This window comes from Stenotrophomonas sp. Br8 (assembly GCF_014763005.1).
GTDB lineage: Bacteria > Pseudomonadota > Gammaproteobacteria > Xanthomonadales > Xanthomonadaceae > Stenotrophomonas > Stenotrophomonas lactitubi.
In genome coordinates this window covers 33612-50150 of record NZ_JACGTN010000023.1, presented here as the reverse complement: position 1 = coordinate 50150, position 16539 = coordinate 33612, and the positions used below count along the sequence as shown (strand labels likewise).

At 65.5% G+C, this 16539-nt stretch carries 16 protein-coding genes; 11 read left to right on the top strand and 5 right to left on the bottom strand.

The window, feature by feature from the left end:
• Window positions 1–62: 62 nt before the first annotated feature.
• The 5 genes from rbfA (at window position 63) to H3005_RS18615 (ending at window position 5867) form a co-directional block, all read left to right on the top strand.
• Window positions 63–446: a 30S ribosome-binding factor RbfA gene (rbfA, locus tag H3005_RS18635; protein WP_089236289.1), complete on the top strand. Its 384-nt coding sequence runs from the start codon at window positions 63–65 to the stop codon at window positions 444–446.
• Window positions 447–555: 109 nt separating this feature from the next.
• Window positions 556–1464 (top strand): tRNA pseudouridine(55) synthase TruB, encoded by a 909-nt coding sequence (truB, locus tag H3005_RS18630; protein WP_191078748.1) that lies wholly within the window; start codon window positions 556–558, stop codon window positions 1462–1464.
• 178 nt (window positions 1465–1642) lie between these two features.
• On the top strand, window positions 1643–1903 hold the full coding sequence (gene rpsO, locus H3005_RS18625) for a 30S ribosomal protein S15 (protein WP_005410445.1): 261 nt from the start codon (window positions 1643–1645) through the stop codon (window positions 1901–1903).
• Window positions 1904–2051: 148 nt separating this feature from the next.
• Complete coding sequence (pnp, locus tag H3005_RS18620; protein ID WP_100553090.1) at window positions 2052–4160, top strand: polyribonucleotide nucleotidyltransferase; 2109 nt, start codon at window positions 2052–2054, stop codon at window positions 4158–4160.
• Window positions 4161–4307: 147 nt separating this feature from the next.
• Window positions 4308–5867, top strand: coding sequence for a winged helix-turn-helix transcriptional regulator (locus H3005_RS18615; protein WP_191078747.1), 1560 nt, complete (start codon window positions 4308–4310; stop codon window positions 5865–5867).
• Here H3005_RS18615 and H3005_RS18610 read toward each other — a convergent pair.
• Both H3005_RS18610 and H3005_RS18605 read right to left on the bottom strand, forming a co-directional pair.
• Complete coding sequence (locus tag H3005_RS18610; protein WP_191078746.1) at window positions 5836–6894, bottom strand: serine hydrolase; 1059 nt, start codon at window positions 6892–6894, stop codon at window positions 5836–5838. The two genes, H3005_RS18615 and H3005_RS18610, sit on opposite strands and share 32 nt — an antisense overlap.
• A 103-nt stretch (window positions 6895–6997) precedes the next feature.
• Window positions 6998–7999, bottom strand: coding sequence for a hypothetical protein (locus tag H3005_RS18605; RefSeq protein WP_191078745.1), 1002 nt, complete (start codon window positions 7997–7999; stop codon window positions 6998–7000).
• Window positions 8000–8204: 205 nt separating this feature from the next.
• Here H3005_RS18605 and H3005_RS18600 point away from each other — a divergent pair, with 205 nt between their 5' ends.
• Window positions 8205–9395, top strand: coding sequence for a glycoside hydrolase family 18 protein (locus H3005_RS18600; RefSeq protein ID WP_191078744.1), 1191 nt, complete (start codon window positions 8205–8207; stop codon window positions 9393–9395).
• Between the two features lie 59 nt (window positions 9396–9454).
• On the opposite strand, the gene H3005_RS18595 is transcribed toward H3005_RS18600, so the two are convergent.
• Genes H3005_RS18595 through H3005_RS18585 form a run of 3 tightly spaced genes read right to left on the bottom strand, consistent with a single transcriptional unit; the run spans window position 9455 to window position 11584 of the window.
• Window positions 9455–11014 (bottom strand): PepSY-associated TM helix domain-containing protein, encoded by a 1560-nt coding sequence (locus H3005_RS18595; protein WP_099819070.1) that lies wholly within the window; start codon window positions 11012–11014, stop codon window positions 9455–9457.
• A gap of 10 nt (window positions 11015–11024) precedes the next feature.
• The gene (locus H3005_RS18590) at window positions 11025–11288 is read right to left on the bottom strand and encodes a hypothetical protein (protein WP_191078743.1); all 264 of its coding nucleotides are present in this window, start codon (window positions 11286–11288) and stop codon (window positions 11025–11027) included.
• Entirely contained in the window at window positions 11288–11584 is a 297-nt protein-coding gene (locus H3005_RS18585) for a hypothetical protein (protein WP_025876254.1), read from the bottom strand. The genes H3005_RS18590 and H3005_RS18585 overlap by 1 nt, the downstream gene beginning before the upstream one ends.
• Before the next feature lie 419 nt (window positions 11585–12003).
• Here H3005_RS18585 and thrS point away from each other — a divergent pair, with 419 nt between their 5' ends.
• From thrS to pheS, 5 genes are all read left to right on the top strand, one after another.
• A complete protein-coding gene (gene thrS, locus H3005_RS18580) occupies window positions 12004–13905 on the top strand; it encodes a threonine--tRNA ligase (RefSeq protein ID WP_089236283.1) in 1902 nt (633 codons plus the stop codon).
• Window positions 13906–13954: 49 nt separating this feature from the next.
• Window positions 13955–14497, top strand: coding sequence for a translation initiation factor IF-3 (gene infC / locus H3005_RS18575; protein WP_089236282.1), 543 nt, complete (start codon window positions 13955–13957; stop codon window positions 14495–14497).
• Window positions 14498–14771: 274 nt separating this feature from the next.
• The gene (gene rpmI / locus H3005_RS18570) at window positions 14772–14969 is read left to right on the top strand and encodes a 50S ribosomal protein L35 (protein ID WP_002811096.1); all 198 of its coding nucleotides are present in this window, start codon (window positions 14772–14774) and stop codon (window positions 14967–14969) included.
• An 11-nt stretch (window positions 14970–14980) separates the two neighbouring features.
• Window positions 14981–15340 carry a 50S ribosomal protein L20 gene (gene rplT / locus H3005_RS18565; protein ID WP_005410435.1) on the top strand — a complete coding sequence of 120 codons (360 nt, stop codon included), beginning with the start codon at window positions 14981–14983 and terminating at the stop codon, window positions 15338–15340.
• A gap of 194 nt (window positions 15341–15534) precedes the next feature.
• Complete coding sequence (gene pheS, locus H3005_RS18560; RefSeq protein ID WP_089236281.1) at window positions 15535–16530, top strand: phenylalanine--tRNA ligase subunit alpha; 996 nt, start codon at window positions 15535–15537, stop codon at window positions 16528–16530.
• Window positions 16531–16539 lie beyond the last annotated feature (9 nt).

Sequence of the window (16539 nt, the reverse complement as noted above, 5' to 3'; positions counted from 1 at the left end):
TCATCCCGTAAACTGTAGTGCCTGACCTCGGTTGGGCCACAATCGAATCAAGAGCCTGCCGCGTGCCCAAGACTTTCCATCGAACCGACCGTGTCTCCGCCCAGCTGCGCCGTGAACTCGGCACCCTGGTGCACAACGCCGTGCGTGAGCACGGGTTGCCCTCGGTGAGCGTGTCCGACGTGGAAATCACCCGCGACATGGCCCACGCCAAGGTGTTCGTCACCGCGCTGATGCCGGAACGTTCGGTTGAAGCCATGAAGGGCCTGAAGGAACTGGCCTGGGGCCTGCGCATGGAGCTGGCGCGCGCGATGAAGCTGCGGCATGTGCCGGAGCTGCATTTCCATTACGACGACTCGGTCGATCGTGGCGAGCGCATCGACAACCTGCTGCGCGACCTGCCCGATACCGTGGCCGCCGAAAAGCGCCGCGAAGGCGACGAAGAATAACCGCGCGACGCCGGGCATGCCCGGCGTTGTTGCATTCCGGCTGCGCGATGTCTGATGCAGACCGCGCTGCGCGCTCGCCGGGCATGGCCCGGCGCTACCCGTACCTGTCATGACCCGAATTCAGTTCCGCCGCCTGGATGGCATCCTGCTGCTCGACAAGCCGACCGGCATGAGCTCCAACGCCGCGCTGCAGGTCGCTCGTCGCCTGTTCCGTGCGGAGAAGGGCGGCCACACCGGCAGCCTTGACCCGCTGGCCACCGGCCTGTTGCCGCTGTGCTTCGGCGAGGCCACCAAGATCGCCGGCCTGCTGCTGGGCTCGGCCAAGTCCTACGACGCCGAGATCGTGCTGGGCCAGACCACCGATACCGATGATGCCGAGGGCCAGGTGCTGCTCGAGCGGCCGGTGCCTGCGATCAGTCCCGAGACCCTGCAGGCGGCAATAGCGCCGCTGCTGGGCGACATCCTGCAGCGTGCGCCGATCTATTCCGCGCTCAAGCAGGGCGGGGAACCGCTTTATGTGAAGGCCCGCCGAGGCGACGCCATCGAGGCGCCCGAGCGCCAGGTCAAGGTCCATGCCATTGAGATACTGGAGCAGCAGCCCGAGCGGCTGCGGCTGCGGGTCACCTGCGGCTCGGGCACCTATATCCGCAGTCTGGCCCGTGACCTTGGTGAAACGCTGGGCTGCGGGGCGCACATCAGTGCCCTGCGTCGCTTGTGGGTGGAGCCGTTCCACGAGCCGGCGATGGTCACCCTGGAGCAGCTGAGGGCCCTGGTGGAAGCGCAGGACGAGACCGCCATGGACGCGCTGCTGCTACCGCTTGCAGCCGGTCTGTCCGAGTATCCCCGGGTCGATCTGGACGCCGAGCAGGTCCAGCGTTTCTGCGTAGGCCAGCGCCAGCGCAACCCTTCCTGGCCACGCGGTCTGGTGGCCGTATTTGGTCCCGGATCGGTGGCGCAGGGCCTGGGCCAGGTCGATGATGGCGGTCTGCTGGCCCCGCAGCGCCGCTTCAACCTCTGAACGGGGAGGCCCGGTTCAGCCCCGGACCTTGTTCCAAAGCCCCCTGGCCGTTACAATTTCGCGGCCGTTTTACGGCAGCCTGCCGAAGGCGGGTTTCATCCATTTGTTGGTTCACGGCGAGCCAGGCGGTGCGCGAAAGCGCGTTCCTGCCGGCCACGCATCACAGAGAAAAAAAGACATGTCGATCGACACCCAGAAGGTCATTGAAGACAACAAGCGCAGCTCGGCTGACACCGGCTCCCCGGAAGTCCAGGTTGCACTGCTGACCGCCCGCATCGAACTGCTGACCGGCCACTTCAAGACCCACAAGAAGGATCACCACAGCCGCCGTGGTCTGCTGCAGATGGTCAACCGCCGCCGCAGCCTGCTCGACTACCTGAAGAAGAAGGACGTCGAGCGTTACAAGGCCCTGATCGAGAAGCTTGGCCTGCGTCGCTAAGCAACGAATCCCCCGCGGCGCAGCGATGCGCCGCGGTTTTGTTTTGTAGCACAGCAATACCTTTTTCAGATCGGAACGACCGGTCATCCGTTGGCGGCAAGGGTCGCCCTCGGTCCATTCGCAGACAGCATCCCCAAGGACACCCTCCGTGGCAAAAATCACCAAAACCTTCCAGTACGGCAAGCACACCGTCACGCTTGAGACCGGCGAAATCGCCCGCCAGGCCGGTGGCGCCGTCATCGTCAAGTTCGACGACACCGTGCTGCTGGTCTCCGCCGTTGCCGCCAAGAGCGCGCGTGAGGGCCAGGACTTCTTCCCCCTGACCTGTGACTATCAGGAGAAGTTCTACGCCGGTGGCCGTATCCCGGGTGGCTTCTTCAAGCGCGAAGGCCGCGCGACCGAGAAGGAAACCCTGATCTCGCGTCTGATCGATCGTCCGATCCGTCCGCTGTTCCCGGAAGACTACAAGAACGAAGTCCAGATCATCGCCACGGTGATGTCGCTGAACCCGGACATCGATGGTGACATCGCTGCCCTGATCGGTGCCTCGGCTGCGCTGTCGCTGGCCGGCACCCCGTTCAAGGGTCCGATCGCCGCCGCCAAGGTGGGTTACAAGAACGGTGAGTACATCCTCAACCCGACCGTGACCGAACTGAAGGATTCGGAGCTGGAGCTGGTCGTTGCCGGTACCGCCAACGCTGTGCTGATGGTGGAATCCGAAGCCGCGCTGCTGTCCGAAGACGTGATGCTGGGCGCCGTGACCTTCGGTCACCGCGAAATGCAGAAGGTCATCAACGCGATCAACGAACTGACCGTGGAAGCCGGCACCAAGCCGTCGACCTGGGTCGCCCCGGCCAAGAACGACGTGCTGATCAGCGCCCTGCAGGAATCCATCGGCCCGCGTCTGGGCGAAGCCTTCCAGGTGCGCGACAAGCTGCAGCGCCGCGACGCCATCTCGGCGATCAAGAAGGACGTGGTCGAGTCGCTGGCTGGTCGCGTGGCCGCTGAAGGCTGGAACCCGGCCGAGCTGTCGAAGGAATTCGGCGAGCTGGAATACAGCACCATGCGCAACTCGGTGCTGGACACCAAGGTCCGCATCGACGGCCGTGCGCTGGACACCGTCCGCCCGATCGCAGTGAAGACCGGCATCCTGCCGCGTACCCACGGTTCCTCGCTGTTCACCCGCGGCGAAACGCAGGCCATCGTGACCATCACCCTGGGCACCGCCCGTGATGGCCAGGTCATCGATGCCGTCTCCGGTGAGTACAAAGAGAACTTCCTGTTCCATTACAACTTCCCCCCCTACTCGGTGGGTGAGACCGGCCGCATGATGGGCCCGAAGCGTCGCGAGATCGGCCACGGCCGTCTGGCCAAGCGCGGCGTGCTGGCAGTGATGCCGTCGCTGGAATCCTTCCCGTACACCATCCGTGTCGTGTCGGAAATCACCGAATCCAACGGCTCCTCGTCGATGGCATCGGTCTGCGGCTCGTCGCTGGCCCTGATGGACGCCGGCGTGCCGGTGAAGGCACCGGTTGCCGGTATCGCCATGGGTCTGGTGAAGGAAGGCGATCGCTTCGTCGTCCTGTCCGACATCCTGGGTGACGAAGATCACCTGGGTGACATGGACTTCAAGGTTGCCGGTACCGCTGAGGGCATCTCCGCCCTGCAGATGGACATCAAGATCGAAGGCATCACCGAAGAGATCATGAAGCAGGCTCTGCAGCAGGCCAAGGCTGGCCGTCTGCACATCCTGGGCGAAATGGCCCACGGCCTGACCGCTCCGCGCGAAGAGCTGTCGGACTACGCGCCGCGTCTGCTGACCATCAAGATCCACCCGGACAAGATCCGCGAAGTGATCGGCAAGGGTGGTTCGACCATCCAGGCCATCACCAAGGAAACCGGCACCCAGATCGACATCCAGGATGACGGCACCATCGTCATCGCTTCGGTCAATGCCATCGCTGCGCAGGCTGCCAAGGCCCGCATCGAGCAGATCACCTCGGACGTCGAGCCGGGCCGCATCTACGAAGGCAAGGTCGCCAAGATCATGGACTTCGGTGCATTCGTCACCATCCTGCCGGGCAAGGACGGCCTGGTGCACGTGTCGCAGATCTCCAGCGACCGCGTCGAGAAGGTCGGCGACGTGCTGAAGGAAGGCGACGTGGTCAAGGTCAAGGTGCTGGAAGTCGACAAGCAGGGCCGTATCCGCCTGTCGATGAAGGCCGTCGAGGAAGGCGAAGGCGCCACCGCCGAGTAATCGACGGTGGGTGTCAACCTTGGTTGGCACGCCTCGATTCCGGTAGGTGTCAACCTTGGTTGACACGCCGAAATGAAAAAGCGGGCTTCGGCCCGCTTTTTCTTTGCCTGTCGTCCCGCAGGCCGCACCGGCCGCTATGCTTCGCGCATGGACAGCCTGCGTCTGCTCGACCTTGAAATAGATTTCCCTGCACAGCGGGTCACCCGCGCAGGTGTCGCGTTGCCGCTCCATGGCCTGAGCTGGCGCCTGTTCGAAGTGCTGCTGGAGCGTGGTACCGACATCGTCGATTTCGACACCTTGGCCGAACAGGTCTGGGCACCAGCGGTCGTGGGCGAAGATGCGATCAGCCAGCGGGTGAAGCTGCTGCGCAAGGCGCTGGGCGACGACAGCCGCCGCCCGCGGTATATCCGCTCGGTACGTGGGCGTGGCTACCAGCTGTGCGCTGCGCCGGTCGCGCTGGAGCGGACCTCGCCGCCAGCTGCACGCCGCAAGTGGCCTTGGCTGGCCGGCGGTGCCGCCGCCGTTGTCGTACTGGCCACTGTTCTACTGTGGCCCGCTACGCCATCGCCGCCGGCCGCGCAGGCCTTGCTGCAGCGCGCCGAGTACTACGCCAGCATCGGCCAGGCCGGCAACAACGAGCGTGCCATTGCCCTGTACCGGCAGGCACTGCAGGTGGATCCCGAATCCAGCAGCGCACGACGCGGGCTGTCACGTGCCTTGTCCGCGCAAGGGTGCCTGTTCAATGGCCCGGCTGCGCAGGTAGACGAAGCCCTTGCCCTGGCGGACGCCGAACTCCGTCGCGCTTTCGATGACGGTGCGGCGCACGCATTGCGCGGCTATGCCTACGACTGCCTGGGGCGGATGGGCGATGCCATTGCCGATTACCAGCGCGCCATCCAGCTGGATCCCGCTGATGAGCGCACGCGCGCATCGCTGGCCTATCTGCACCAGGAGCAGGGCCATCTTGTTCTTGCGCTGCGCGACAATCTCGCGCTGAAGGCGCCTGAGCGCCTGCGTTTCCGCGACGTGCAGGTGGCACGTGAACTGGAGCTGCTGGGCTTCACCCAAGCGGCGGAACAACGGCACGCGCGGAACTTCCAGCTGTACCCCGACAACGTCTTTGCCAACATCGCCTGGCCGCGCAGCCTGTTTGCAGCCGGTGCATCCGGGCCAGCCAGACAGGCGCTGTCCGAAGCGCTGTCGCGCGGCACTCCGCATCCACAACTGCTGCGGCTGCAGGGCGAATTGGCGCTGCAGGCCGGGGATCGCGCCGCCGCCGCCGCTGCCTTCGAGCAGGGGCGCCAACTGCGTCCGCAGCAGTCGTTCGGGCAGACCCTGGCCATGCTGTACGCAGTGCCGGGCCCATCACCGGAAGGGATTGGCAACCGCCTCGCATCGCTGCAGGTACAGGCCGGTGATGGCTGGTCCGACGCCGCTCTGGAGCGGGCCCTGCTGCTGCAGGCGTCAGGCAACACCGCTGCCGCGATGGGGGCGCTGCAACAGGCGGTCAACGACGGCTTCCGCGATGCGGCGTGGCTGCGCGCCACGCCGCTGTTCGCGCCCTTGCACAACACTTCGGGATGGGCGGCTCTGCTGGCGCGCATCGATGCCGACATCGCACGCCAACGCAGCCGGGTGCTGGCTGCCGACTGGCGTCCCGCCGATCTCTCGGGCCTCAGCGCAGCGCCGGCAACAGGAACTCGGTGAGAATCCGTCGCGACTGTGGGTGGGCCAGGCTGCGGTTGTAGGCCTGGCTGGTGATCACCGCCACGGCGCGATGCTGCGGTAGCACGAAGACATAGTTGCCACCATTGCCGGACATTGCCCACACCGTCTGTGGCTTGCCGTCAACCGCCAGTTTCAATCCCCACCATTGATAACCGTAGTCACTGCCATCGCCGGCCTGTGCCTGCGGTTGGATCATGGCGGCGATGTAGTCGGGCGGCAGAAGTTGTCGGCCCTGCCAGCGGCCGCCATCGAGTACCAGTTGGCCCAGCCTGGCCAGATCGCGGCTGCGGTAGCGCGTCCCGCCACCGCCCATGCCGATGCCCTCGGGCGACCGGTTCCAGTGGCTTGCCGTGATTCCCAGTGGTCGCTCCAGCACGCGTGCTGCGTAGTCTGCCAACGGCTGGCCGGTCGCCTGTTCCAGCACCGCGCCGAGTACGAAGGAATTGGCGGTGCAGTAGGCGAAGGCGCGCCCGTGCGGGCTGTCCGCCGGACGCTGCATCCATGGTGCAAATCCTTTGACCGGCAACCCCAGGGTGAAATCGAGCCAGCGTTCGGTCACGTACATGCGCTCTTCGTTGCCTGCCGAGAACGCATTCTCGTCATCACACTCCCACAGGGAACTCATGGTCAGCAGGTCTTCCACTGTGGTCTGGCGCAGACGCGGATCCACCGGGTGGAGCGCGGTGTAGGCGGGGAAGTAGTCATAGATGCGGGCGTGCACACCCGGCAGCTTGCCCTCGCCGATGGCGGCCCCCACCAGCAGGGCGGTCACGCTCTTGCTGGCCGAACGCACGTCGTGCAGGGTCTGCGCATCGGCGCCGTTGAAGTAGCCCTCGTAGACGACCTTGCCGTCCACCCGCAGCAGCACGCTGCGGATCTGCTTCAGTTCATCGCTGGCAATGGCGTGTTCCAGTGCCTGCAGGCGCGCAGGGTGGGGTGGGGCGGCGGTGCAGGGCAGGCTGAGAAGAGATGCCAGCAGGCCGGAAATGGCCAGGAGTGAACGCATGATCGGGCTCCATCGAAAGGAGCCCGATTGGGCCAGAGCACCGGCTGAAGTGCTGGAAATTTCCCTGAAGAATTCTGAAAGCCTTGCGCTGCAAGGCTCGGCGCTACACGGGCTGTTCTTCTTCTTGCCCCAGCCACCACACCTGACCGGGCTCCGGATCCGGAAGCGGATGCTCGCGCTGTTCAATCGCCTCCAGCACGCGCCCCCTGCCGGCTGCCGTCCATACCGCCATCAGCTTCTCCACCGCGGTCCGGCCCTGTGCGGCGATACCGAGGTTGCGTTCGCTTTCCCAGCGATCGTCATCATCACGGGTCTCGTCATCGCCACGGTCGTCATCGTGCTGGTGCGGCGTGCCATAGCTGCAGCGCAGGCACAGGTGACGCACCGACTCGGTCCAGTCCTCGACCAGGCCGATGCCCGGCAAAGTCAGCGCACGCAGCGCGGCAATGTCCTCCGGTCCATCGCACTGCACGAACACGGCATGGGTTGCCATGTCCGACGGCTGCAGACGCTGCATGGCGTTGAACACCGGTACCTGACGCTCACCATGGCTGCGATGCCCGGTGGATGCGCCGTCATGCAGCACGATGTCGCCGAAGCGGAACCCGCTCTCAGGCAGCGGTACGTTCTCCACCCGTGCACGCACCGGATCCAATCGGCGCATGTACACGGTCTCGCCGCTGGACCATGGATTCAGGCGGACACAGGCAACGCCGAAATTGCCGTCGATCGGGCCTTCGCCTTCGGGGACTGCGATGCCGCAACGGGTCCATTGCCGGCGCGCCTCGGCCCAGTCACCGGTGCCGGTGGCAGCAATGCCGGCATTCCATGCGGTGGCCTCGTCGAATGCATCGCGCAGCTGTTCCGAGCGCAGGTTGTCCTGCAGCGATGCCGGCCAGTCGCGCAGGTACTTGTGCGCCAACCCGCGCATGTAGTGCAGATTGGGCAGTTCGGGTGTGAGTTCGATCAGCTCGCCGAACAGGGCAGTGGCTTCCGCCAGGTCGCCAGCGTCGAACGCCGCATAGGCACGCGCTTCCATTGCCTGCAGCTTTTCGAGGGTTTCGTCGTCCAGCAGTTCGTCGTCTGCGTCGTGGTCTGCGGTCATGTCCGTGTGCCATTGAAGATCCAGCGCCACCTTAGCTCAGGCAGGTCGTGTGTTGTCCTGCAGCGAAGTGCTTTCGACGTTGCGCAGCCACGACCGTGTCAGCTTCCAGTGGCCGGCCACTGTCCAGCGGACGACTTGCACGGACATCCGCACCCTGGGCCGATCTGTTTGCTAACGTGGCTGCGCCTTCGACCCGGGAGTTTCCATGTTCCGCCAGACCTTGGCCGTACTTGCAGTGCTGATCGCCGGTACCCTGCCCATTGCCGCACAGGCGCAACCCGCGCAACCGCCGATCTTCGGTGCGTACTACCCCGGCGGTTCGGCCGAGCGCTATCCGGTATCGAGCATCCCGGCCGAACGGCTCACCCATCTGTTCTATGCGTTTTCCACCATCAAGGACGGGCGCTGTGCGATCGGAGCCGAGGCGCCTGCCAACTTCGCCGCATTGGCCGCGCTCAAGCGCCGTCATCCGCATCTGCGCACGTTGATTTCGATCGGTGGCTGGGGCGCGGGCGGATTCTCCGACGCTGCGCTGACCGAGGCCAGCCGCAGGCGCCTGGTCGACTCGTGCATGGCGTTGTTCTTCGAGCGTCATGCCGGCAGCTTCGATGGCGTGGACATCGACTGGGAGTTCCCGGTCAGCGGTGGCCCGAAGGAACTGGCGCACCGTCCGCAGGACCGTGCCAACCTGACCAAGCTTGCGCAGGCCTTCCGCGTGGCGCTGGATGCTCGCGGCAGAAAAGCGGGGCAGCCGATGCTGCTGACTGCGGCGCTGGCGGCAGGTCGTCTGCAGACCGACGGTCCGTACGATCCCGTCGCCAGCTACGATCTGCCGGCGCTGGCCAAGGTGTTCGATTTCATCAACCTGATGAGCTACGACATGGGCACTGGCTTCTCGTCGGTCTCGACCTTCAATGCCCCCCTGCATGAAATGCCTGCCGACCCGTTGGCGCCGGAGCTGCGGCGCTGGAACAACGTCGCCGGTGCCGTGCAGTACTACCGCGAGCATGGCGTACCCGCGAGCAAGCTGGTGCTGGGTGTGCCGTTCTATGGGCGCGGTTTCAAGGTCACCGGCGAGTCGGCAGATGGCCTGTACCAGGCCTACAGCGCTCCGGCCGATGCCGGTGACTGGCGGGTGATCAAGGCGCGCTATCTCGACCAGCCGGGCTGGAACAAACACTGGCAGCCGCAGGCGCAGAGCCCTTGGCTGTACAACCCGACCGAGAAGATCTTCATCAGCTATGAAGACCCGCGTTCGATCGGGTTGCGGGCGCAGTTCGCGCGCGAGCAGGGCCTGGCCGGTGTCTTCATGTGGGAGCTGACCGGTGACGACGAGCAGGCCAGCCTGCTCAACGCCATGCTGGCTCCGTGGCAGAAGGCCCGCGTCGGCGACTGAGCGTGCTGTCAGCGCCGGGCAAGGGCCGGCGCTGCAATCCGATCATCGATGGCGGGTGGTCAGTTCGCCCACACGCTGTTGGGGTCACCGTTGCGGGCCCGCCGCTGGCTCGCATACGCCAGGCGGGCAAAGCCAAAGGCCATCGCCAGTGCCATCGCATCGATCCAGAACAACGGCCAGTGGCCGCGTGCGGCGGCCAACCACAGCCAGTCACCGTTGAGGGCGCCGTGTGCCACCGGCACCAGCGCGGTGCTGATCGCTGCGGCCCACAGCAGCTCGCGCGCCGCCTGTGCCGGGCGGCGCAGGGCTGCCCACAGCGCACACGCCGCCCAGGTCACGAAGCAGGCCCAGCGGATGCCGTGGTCGACCTGGGCAGGGGCGACCCGCTCCAGCACCAGTGCGGCTACGAAGGCCACCGAGATCGCCACGCACAGGCCGATGCAGACACCCACCGTGGCCCGCGCCATGTTGACGGCCGCGCGTGACTGCTGCGGCTGACGGCGCTTGCGGCGCGACTCGATCCACAGCAGGTTGCCCGAATAGAACAGGAAGGCGCCGCCGAGGCCGAGCAGGAAATACAGCCAGACCACCACGCCGTTGCCGAACTCGCCGAAGTGCAGGGCATAGGCCGCACTGAGCGTGGCGTGGTTGGCATCGCGTTGGCCGGGCAGCTGGCTGGCCAGCACGCGGCCGCTTTCGACATCCAGCGCGACAGCGCCGAGCGGGCCGAGCGTGCCGCTGGCCTCGCCGGTGATCTCGATGGTCGCGTTGGCATCACCGCCATTGGCCAGTTTCAGGTAGGCCGGTTCGAAGTTGGCCACGCCCTGCGCACGCGCCACTTCCAGCGCCCGTGCATGAAGTTCGCGCAGGCTGCCCGGTGCAGCAGGGATACCACTGGCCTCGCGCAGCGGCGCGGTGTCCATCGCCGTCGGTACCGCCTGCAGTGCCTTGCCGTCGTAGATCAGGGGATTGAGTACGGCCATCTGCATGAACACCAGGCAGAGCAGGGCGCCGGTCACCGCGAACATCAGATGGAACGGCAGGCTGAGCACGCCGATCACGTTGTGCGCGTCCTGCCATTGCTGCTTCAGATTGCGGCCCGGGCGCAGCGCGAACAGATCGCCCAGCAGCTTGGGCAGGTGGATTACCAGGCCGCTGAGCAGGGCCATGCCGTACAGCAGGCTGACGATGCCCATCACGTAGATGCCGGCCACCGGCAGGCCCAGGCTGTAATGCAGCTCGTTGACCAGTTCGGCCAGCCCGGTCTGCGGTGGCGTCGGGCTGCCGCCGGTCTGTCCCGGCCATGCATAGCGCCAGCTGCCGTCTTCGGCCTGCCAGTAGGCCAGCGGCTGCGGATGATCGGCGCCGGGGAAGGTCATGCCAACGTGGCGACGCGCTTCGGCGTGGGTGGCCAGTACATCGTCGAGCAGGTACTGCGCGTCATCCAGGCCGGCCGGCAACGCGGTTGCTGCACCAGGCGTCTGCCACAGCGGGAGATCGTGGTGGAACAGGGTCAGCGCGCCGGCATAGAACGCCACGAACAGCCCGAAGCCGGCGACCAGGCCAACCCAGGTGTGCAGGGTGGTGAACGTGCGCAGGGTCTGTGAACTGAATTTCATGCGGTCGATCTCATTGCACCGCGCCGGTCAGGCGCAGCAGGCCGAGTACGGCGAAGCCGAGGGCCGCGCAACCGGCCAGGGTCAGCCAGGCGCGCAACGGGCTGCGGAAGCTGAAGGCCCACAGCGCGGCCAGCATCCACAACGGGACGAATGCGATCAGGCTCGGCACGAGGGCCTTCTGCCAGGGGCCCGGCGGCAGCCATGCCACCAGGCCGGTTGCCGCAGCGGCAAGGAAGAAGCCGGCGAAGATGCCGGCCAGTGCGCGCGGCCACATCAGCGCGGCTCCACATCGGGACGGTGCCACGCTGCCAGTGCCGGCAGCAGCATGGCGGCCAGCATCCAGGTGCACAGCATTGCCACCAGGCCGGCGGCAAAGCCCAGTTCGGCCATCCACAGCCACAGCGCGGCCACGGCAGCGACCAGGCCGATCTGGCGGCCCAGGCGCCCGGCACGGCGCAGGCGTGGCCAACGGCAGTGCGGGGAGGCGGCATAGAAGGCCAGCGCGGAGAACATCGCCGACAGCATGCCGAGGCTGCAGAAGCCAAGGGTCGACAGGCCAACGGTGATCATTGCGGGCTCCGAGCCCGGCACTCGGCCGGTGAACGCGGGGCACGGGCGGGACCGGCAGGCGCCGGTCGGGGCGGGTGGCGCATTGCAGGGTCCTGGGGGAAGCGGGCAGGTCGGCACGGAGGCTGGCTGCGCGCACATGGTAATCATTGCGTTTTCACGCCGCCAGCGAGCGCCATTCAGGCGCCGCTTGGGCTTTGTCGGCCACTGGTTTAAGATCGTGGGCAACCACATCCTGGAAACCAAGGTGGCCCGCGCACTGCGCCGGCCGAGCGTGCGACATGAGCACTACCACCGCCCACTGTTGACCTGCCCCGAAGGCCCTGCATTCCAGGCGCCCTCGTGGCGCTTTTTTATTGCCCGGGCGTTGGCCCGGGAGCGCTTTCCAGCCCGCCCGGCGGGCCCCGCATGAAGCCATTGCAATGATCACGATTACCCTTCCCGACGGCAGCCGCCGCGAATTCGAACATCCCGTCAGCGTCATGGACGTCGCCCAGTCGATCGGCGCCGGCCTGGCCAAGGCCACCATCGCCGGTTCGGTGGATGGCGTGCTGGTCGATGCCAGTGACGTCATCGACCACGACGCCTCCCTGCGCATCATCACCGCCAAGGACGAGGAGGGCGTGGAAATCATCCGCCACTCCAGCGCCCATCTGGTCGGCCATGCGGTCAAGCAGCTGTACCCGGACGTGAAGATGGTCATCGGCCCGGTGATCGCCGAGGGCTTCTACTACGACATCTATTCCGAGCGCCCGTTCACCCCCGAAGACATGGCGGCGATCGAAAAGCGCATGGGCGAGCTGATCGCGCAGGATTACGACGTCATCAAGAAAGTGACGCCGCGCGCGGAAGTCATCGAGATCTTCAAGGCCCGTGGCGAGGACTACAAGCTGCGCCTGATCGAGGACATGTCGCCTGACATCCAGGCGATGGGCATGTACTACCACCAGGAATACGTGGACATGTGCCGCGGCCCGCACGTGCCGAACACGCGCTTCCTGAAGGCCTTCAAGCTGACCCGCATTTCCGGCGCCTATTGGCGCGGCGACGCGCAGAACGAGCAGCTGCAGCGCGTCTACGGCACCGCCTGGGCCGACAAGAAGCAGCTCGATGCGTACATCAAGCGCATCGAAGAAGCGGAGATGCGCGACCACCGTCGCATCGGCAAGCAGCAGGACCTGTTCCACCTGCAGGAAGAGGCCCCGGGCCTGGTGTTCTGGCACCCGAAGGGCTGGGCGCTGTGGCAGGTGGTCGAGCAGTACATGCGCAAGGTGTACCGCAGCACCGGCTACGGCGAAGTGCGCTGCCCGCAGATCCTGGACGTGTCGCTGTGGCAGAAGTCGGGCCACTGGGACAACTACCAGGACGCGATGTTCTTCACCGAGTCGGAGAAGCGTACCTACGCGCTCAAGCCGATGAACTGCCCGGGCCACGTGCAGGTGTTCAACCAGGGGCTGCACAGCTACCGCGATCTGCCGATCCGCTACGGTGAGTTTGGCGCCTGCCACCGCAACGAGCCCTCCGGCGCGCTGCACGGCATCCTGCGCGTGCGTGGCTTCACCCAGGACGACGGTCACGTGTTCTGCACCGAAGACCAGGTCGAGGCGGAAGTGACCGCGTTCCACCAGCAGGCGCTGGCGGTGTACCAGCACTTCGGCTTCGAGGAGATCCAGGTCAAGATCGCGCTGCGCCCCGAATCGCGCCTGGGCGATGACGCCACCTGGGACAAGGCGGAGGGCGCGCTGCGCTCGGCACTGTCCAGCTGCGGAGTGGAATGGCAGGAACTGCCGGGCGAGGGCGCCTTCTATGGCCCGAAGATCGAGTACCACCTGAAGGACGCCATCGGCCGCACCTGGCAGCTGGGCACCATGCAGGTCGATTTCATGATGCCTGGCCGTCTGGGCGCTGAATACGTGGACGAAAACAGCCAGAAGAAGCATCCGGTGATGCTGCACCGGGCCATCGTCGGCTCGATGGAGCGTTTCCTGGGCATCCTGATCGAGCACCATGCCGGCCAGTTCCCGGCCTGGCTGGCGCCGACCCAGGTGGTGGTGGCCAATATCACCGATGCGCAGGCTGAATACGTGTCTGCCGTGACCAAAAGCCTTGCGGATCAAGGCTTCCGCGTCAGCGCCGATTTGCGTAACGAGAAGATCGGCTATAAGATTCGCGAGCACACGCTGCAGCGCGTGCCGTACCTGCTGGTCATTGGTGACCGCGAGAAGGAAAACGGCGCTGTGGCGGTGCGTACGCGTTCTGGCGAAGATCTCGGCAGCATGAGCCTCCAGGCTTTCACCGAGCGGCTCCAGGCCGAGGGCGCGTAAATAAAGGTCCGGCCCGTGCGCATTGGCGCCCGGGCCGGGTTCGACACCCTTGGGAGATCGCAATATCAGTACCCCTGACAACAAACAGAACCGCAAGAATCAGGAAATCCGTGTGCCGCGCGTCCGCGTGATCGGCAGTGACGGAGAAATGATCGGCGTGTTGACGCGAGACGAAGCGTTGTCCATGGCCGAAGATGAAGGCCTGGACCTGGTCGAGATCCAGCCGCAGGCAGACCCGCCGGTGTGCAAGATCATGGACTTCGGCAAGTTCAAGTTCGAAGCCCAGAAGAAGGCCAGCGAGGCCAAGAAGAAGACCAAGCAGGTCGAGATCAAGGAAGTGAAGTTCCGTCCGGTTACGGACGAGGGCGACTACCAGATCAAGCTGCGCAAGATGCGCGGTTTCCTTGAAGAAGGCGACAAGATCAAGGTCAACATCCGTTTCCGTGGCCGTGAAATGAGCCACCAGGAACTGGGTCGCGAGATGGCCAGCCGGATCGAGGGTGATCTGGGCGAGGACATCGTCATCGAATCCCGTCCGCGCCTGGAAGGGCGTCAGATGGTGATGATGATCGCGCCGAAGAAGAAGACCTGAGGCCTGACGGGCTGCCTCGCGGGGCGCCTGGCGGCTGAATGGATGAAGGTGAAGGGGCGCCGCTGGCGTCCTTTTGCTTTTCCGGGACCGGCGCAGCCGGGTTGCGGATGAAAAGCTGTATGGGGGCTGGTTACAGGGCGGTTTTGCCTGTATCATGCCCGGCTCGACCCACCCAGGACGGGTCGTACGCCGATCATGGCAGGACGGAAAGAGCGGCCCAGGCCGCCGCCAGATCAGTCAGAAACCAGGGTCATATCCCATCAAGGACATTGCAATGCCCAAGATCAAGACCAACCGGGCGGCGGCCAAGCGTTTCCGCAAGACCGCCTCGGGCAAGTACAAGTGCGGCCACGCCAACCGTAGCCACATCCTCACGAAGAAAGCGACCAAGCGTAAGCGTAACCTGCGTCAGACGAATCACGTCCGCGCAGAAGACGCAGGCCGTCTGGACCGCATGCTCCCTTACCTCTGAGGAACTGAAAAATGGCACGAGTTAAGCGTGGCGTACAGGCGCGTCGCCGCCACAAGAAAATCCTTGATCTGGCGAAGGGCTACTACAATGCCCGTCGCAAGGTCTTCCGCGTCGCCAAGCAGGCGGTCATCAAGGCACAGCAGTACGCCTACATCGGCCGTAAGCAGAAGAAGCGCAACTTCCGTTCGCTGTGGATCACCCGCATCAACGCGGCTGCCCGCATCAACGGCCTGAGCTACAGCCGTTTCATGAACGGCCTGCTGAAGGCTGGCATCACCCTGGACCGTAAGGTTCTGGCTGACATCGCCGTGCACGACGCAGCTGGCTTTGCTGCACTGGCCGAAAAGGCCAAGGGCGCACTGGCGGCATAAGTCCTTCCCGATGCCGTTGCCGTTCACGGAGAACGGTGTCAGGTAGAGGCAATGCATGGGGAAGGGCGCAAGTCCTTCCCCATTCTTTTTTGTGCCGGGCGCAGCCGTGCAGAAGGCGGGCGACCGGCAAGCGGTTGCGACGGCGCGGCCCTTCGTGCATCGCGATGGCAGACCGACTGGAGTTCCGGCTACCCATGAGCGACATCCAATCCCTCACTTCCCAGGCGCTGGCCGACGTGGCCGCCGCGCAGAGCCCGGACGCGCTGGAACAGCTGCGCGTGGCCCTGCTTGGCAAGAGCGGCAGCATCACCTCGCAGCTCAAGCAGCTCGGTGCGCTGCCGGCCGACGAACGCAAGGCGGCCGGTGAGGCCATCAACCAGGCCCGCGATGCGCTGAGCAGCGCGCTGGGCGAGCGCAAGGCAGTGCTGGAAGATGCCGCACTCGATGCGCGCCTGGCCGCCGAGGCGATCGACATCACGTTGCCCGGCCGCAGCGGCGAACGCGCCGGCCTGCACCCGATCACCCGCACCCTCGAGCGCATCACCGGCATCTTCGGCCGGCTGGGCTATGAGTTGTCCGAAGGGCCGGAGATCGAGGACGACTGGCACAACTTCGAGGCGCTGAACTTCCCGCCGCACCATCCGGCGCGAGCCATGCATGACACGTTCTACTTCGGTGACGGCCGCCTGCTGCGCACGCATACCTCCGGTGTGCAGGTGCGCTACATGGGCGAACACCAGCCGCCGCTGCGCATGATCGCCGCCGGCAAGGTCTATCGCAGCGACAGCGACCAGACCCATTCGCCGATGTTCCACCAGGTCGAAGGCCTGCTGGTCGACGAGCACTCGACCTTCGCCGATCTGAAGGGCACGTTGTCCGAGTTCGTGCGCGCGTTCTTCGAGCGTGATTTCGAGATGCGCTTCCGCCCGAGCTACTTCCCGTTCGTCGAACCCGGCGCGGAAGTGGACATCGCCTGGCAGCAGCCCGATGGCAGCACCCGCTGGCTGGAAGTGCTGGGCTGCGGCATGGTTCACCCGAACGTGCTGCGCAACGTCGGCATCGATCCGGAGCGCTACACCGGCTTTGCCTTCGGCCTGGGCGTGGAGCGTTTTGCGATGCTGCGCTACGGCGTCAACGACCTGCGCGCGTTCTTCGAGAACGATGTGCGGTTCCTGAAGCAGTTCGCGTAAGCCACAACC

Excerpts from the sequence above, each read along its gene's own strand:
- H3005_RS18600 (WP_191078744.1), top strand. The coding sequence starts at position 8,205 with ATGTTCCGCCAGACCTTGGCCGTACTTGCAGTGCTGATCGCCGGTACC.
- truB (WP_191078748.1), top strand. The coding sequence starts at position 556 with ATGACCCGAATTCAGTTCCGCCGCCTGGATGGCATCCTGCTGCTCGAC.
- rplT (WP_005410435.1), top strand. The coding sequence starts at position 14,981 with ATGGCACGAGTTAAGCGTGGCGTACAGGCGCGTCGCCGCCACAAGAAA.
- rpmI (WP_002811096.1), top strand. The coding sequence starts at position 14,772 with ATGCCCAAGATCAAGACCAACCGGGCGGCGGCCAAGCGTTTCCGCAAG.
- pheS (WP_089236281.1), top strand. The coding sequence starts at position 15,535 with ATGAGCGACATCCAATCCCTCACTTCCCAGGCGCTGGCCGACGTGGCC.
- H3005_RS18615 (WP_191078747.1), top strand. The coding sequence starts at position 4,308 with ATGGACAGCCTGCGTCTGCTCGACCTTGAAATAGATTTCCCTGCACAG.
- H3005_RS18605 (WP_191078745.1), bottom strand. The coding sequence starts at position 7,999 with ATGACCGCAGACCACGACGCAGACGACGAACTGCTGGACGACGAAACC.
- H3005_RS18595 (WP_099819070.1), bottom strand. The coding sequence starts at position 11,014 with ATGAAATTCAGTTCACAGACCCTGCGCACGTTCACCACCCTGCACACC.
- thrS (WP_089236283.1), top strand. The coding sequence starts at position 12,004 with ATGATCACGATTACCCTTCCCGACGGCAGCCGCCGCGAATTCGAACAT.
- H3005_RS18610 (WP_191078746.1), bottom strand. The coding sequence starts at position 6,894 with ATGCGTTCACTCCTGGCCATTTCCGGCCTGCTGGCATCTCTTCTCAGC.
- H3005_RS18585 (WP_025876254.1), bottom strand. The coding sequence starts at position 11,584 with ATGATCACCGTTGGCCTGTCGACCCTTGGCTTCTGCAGCCTCGGCATG.
- H3005_RS18590 (WP_191078743.1), bottom strand. The coding sequence starts at position 11,288 with ATGTGGCCGCGCGCACTGGCCGGCATCTTCGCCGGCTTCTTCCTTGCC.
- rpsO (WP_005410445.1), top strand. The coding sequence starts at position 1,643 with ATGTCGATCGACACCCAGAAGGTCATTGAAGACAACAAGCGCAGCTCG.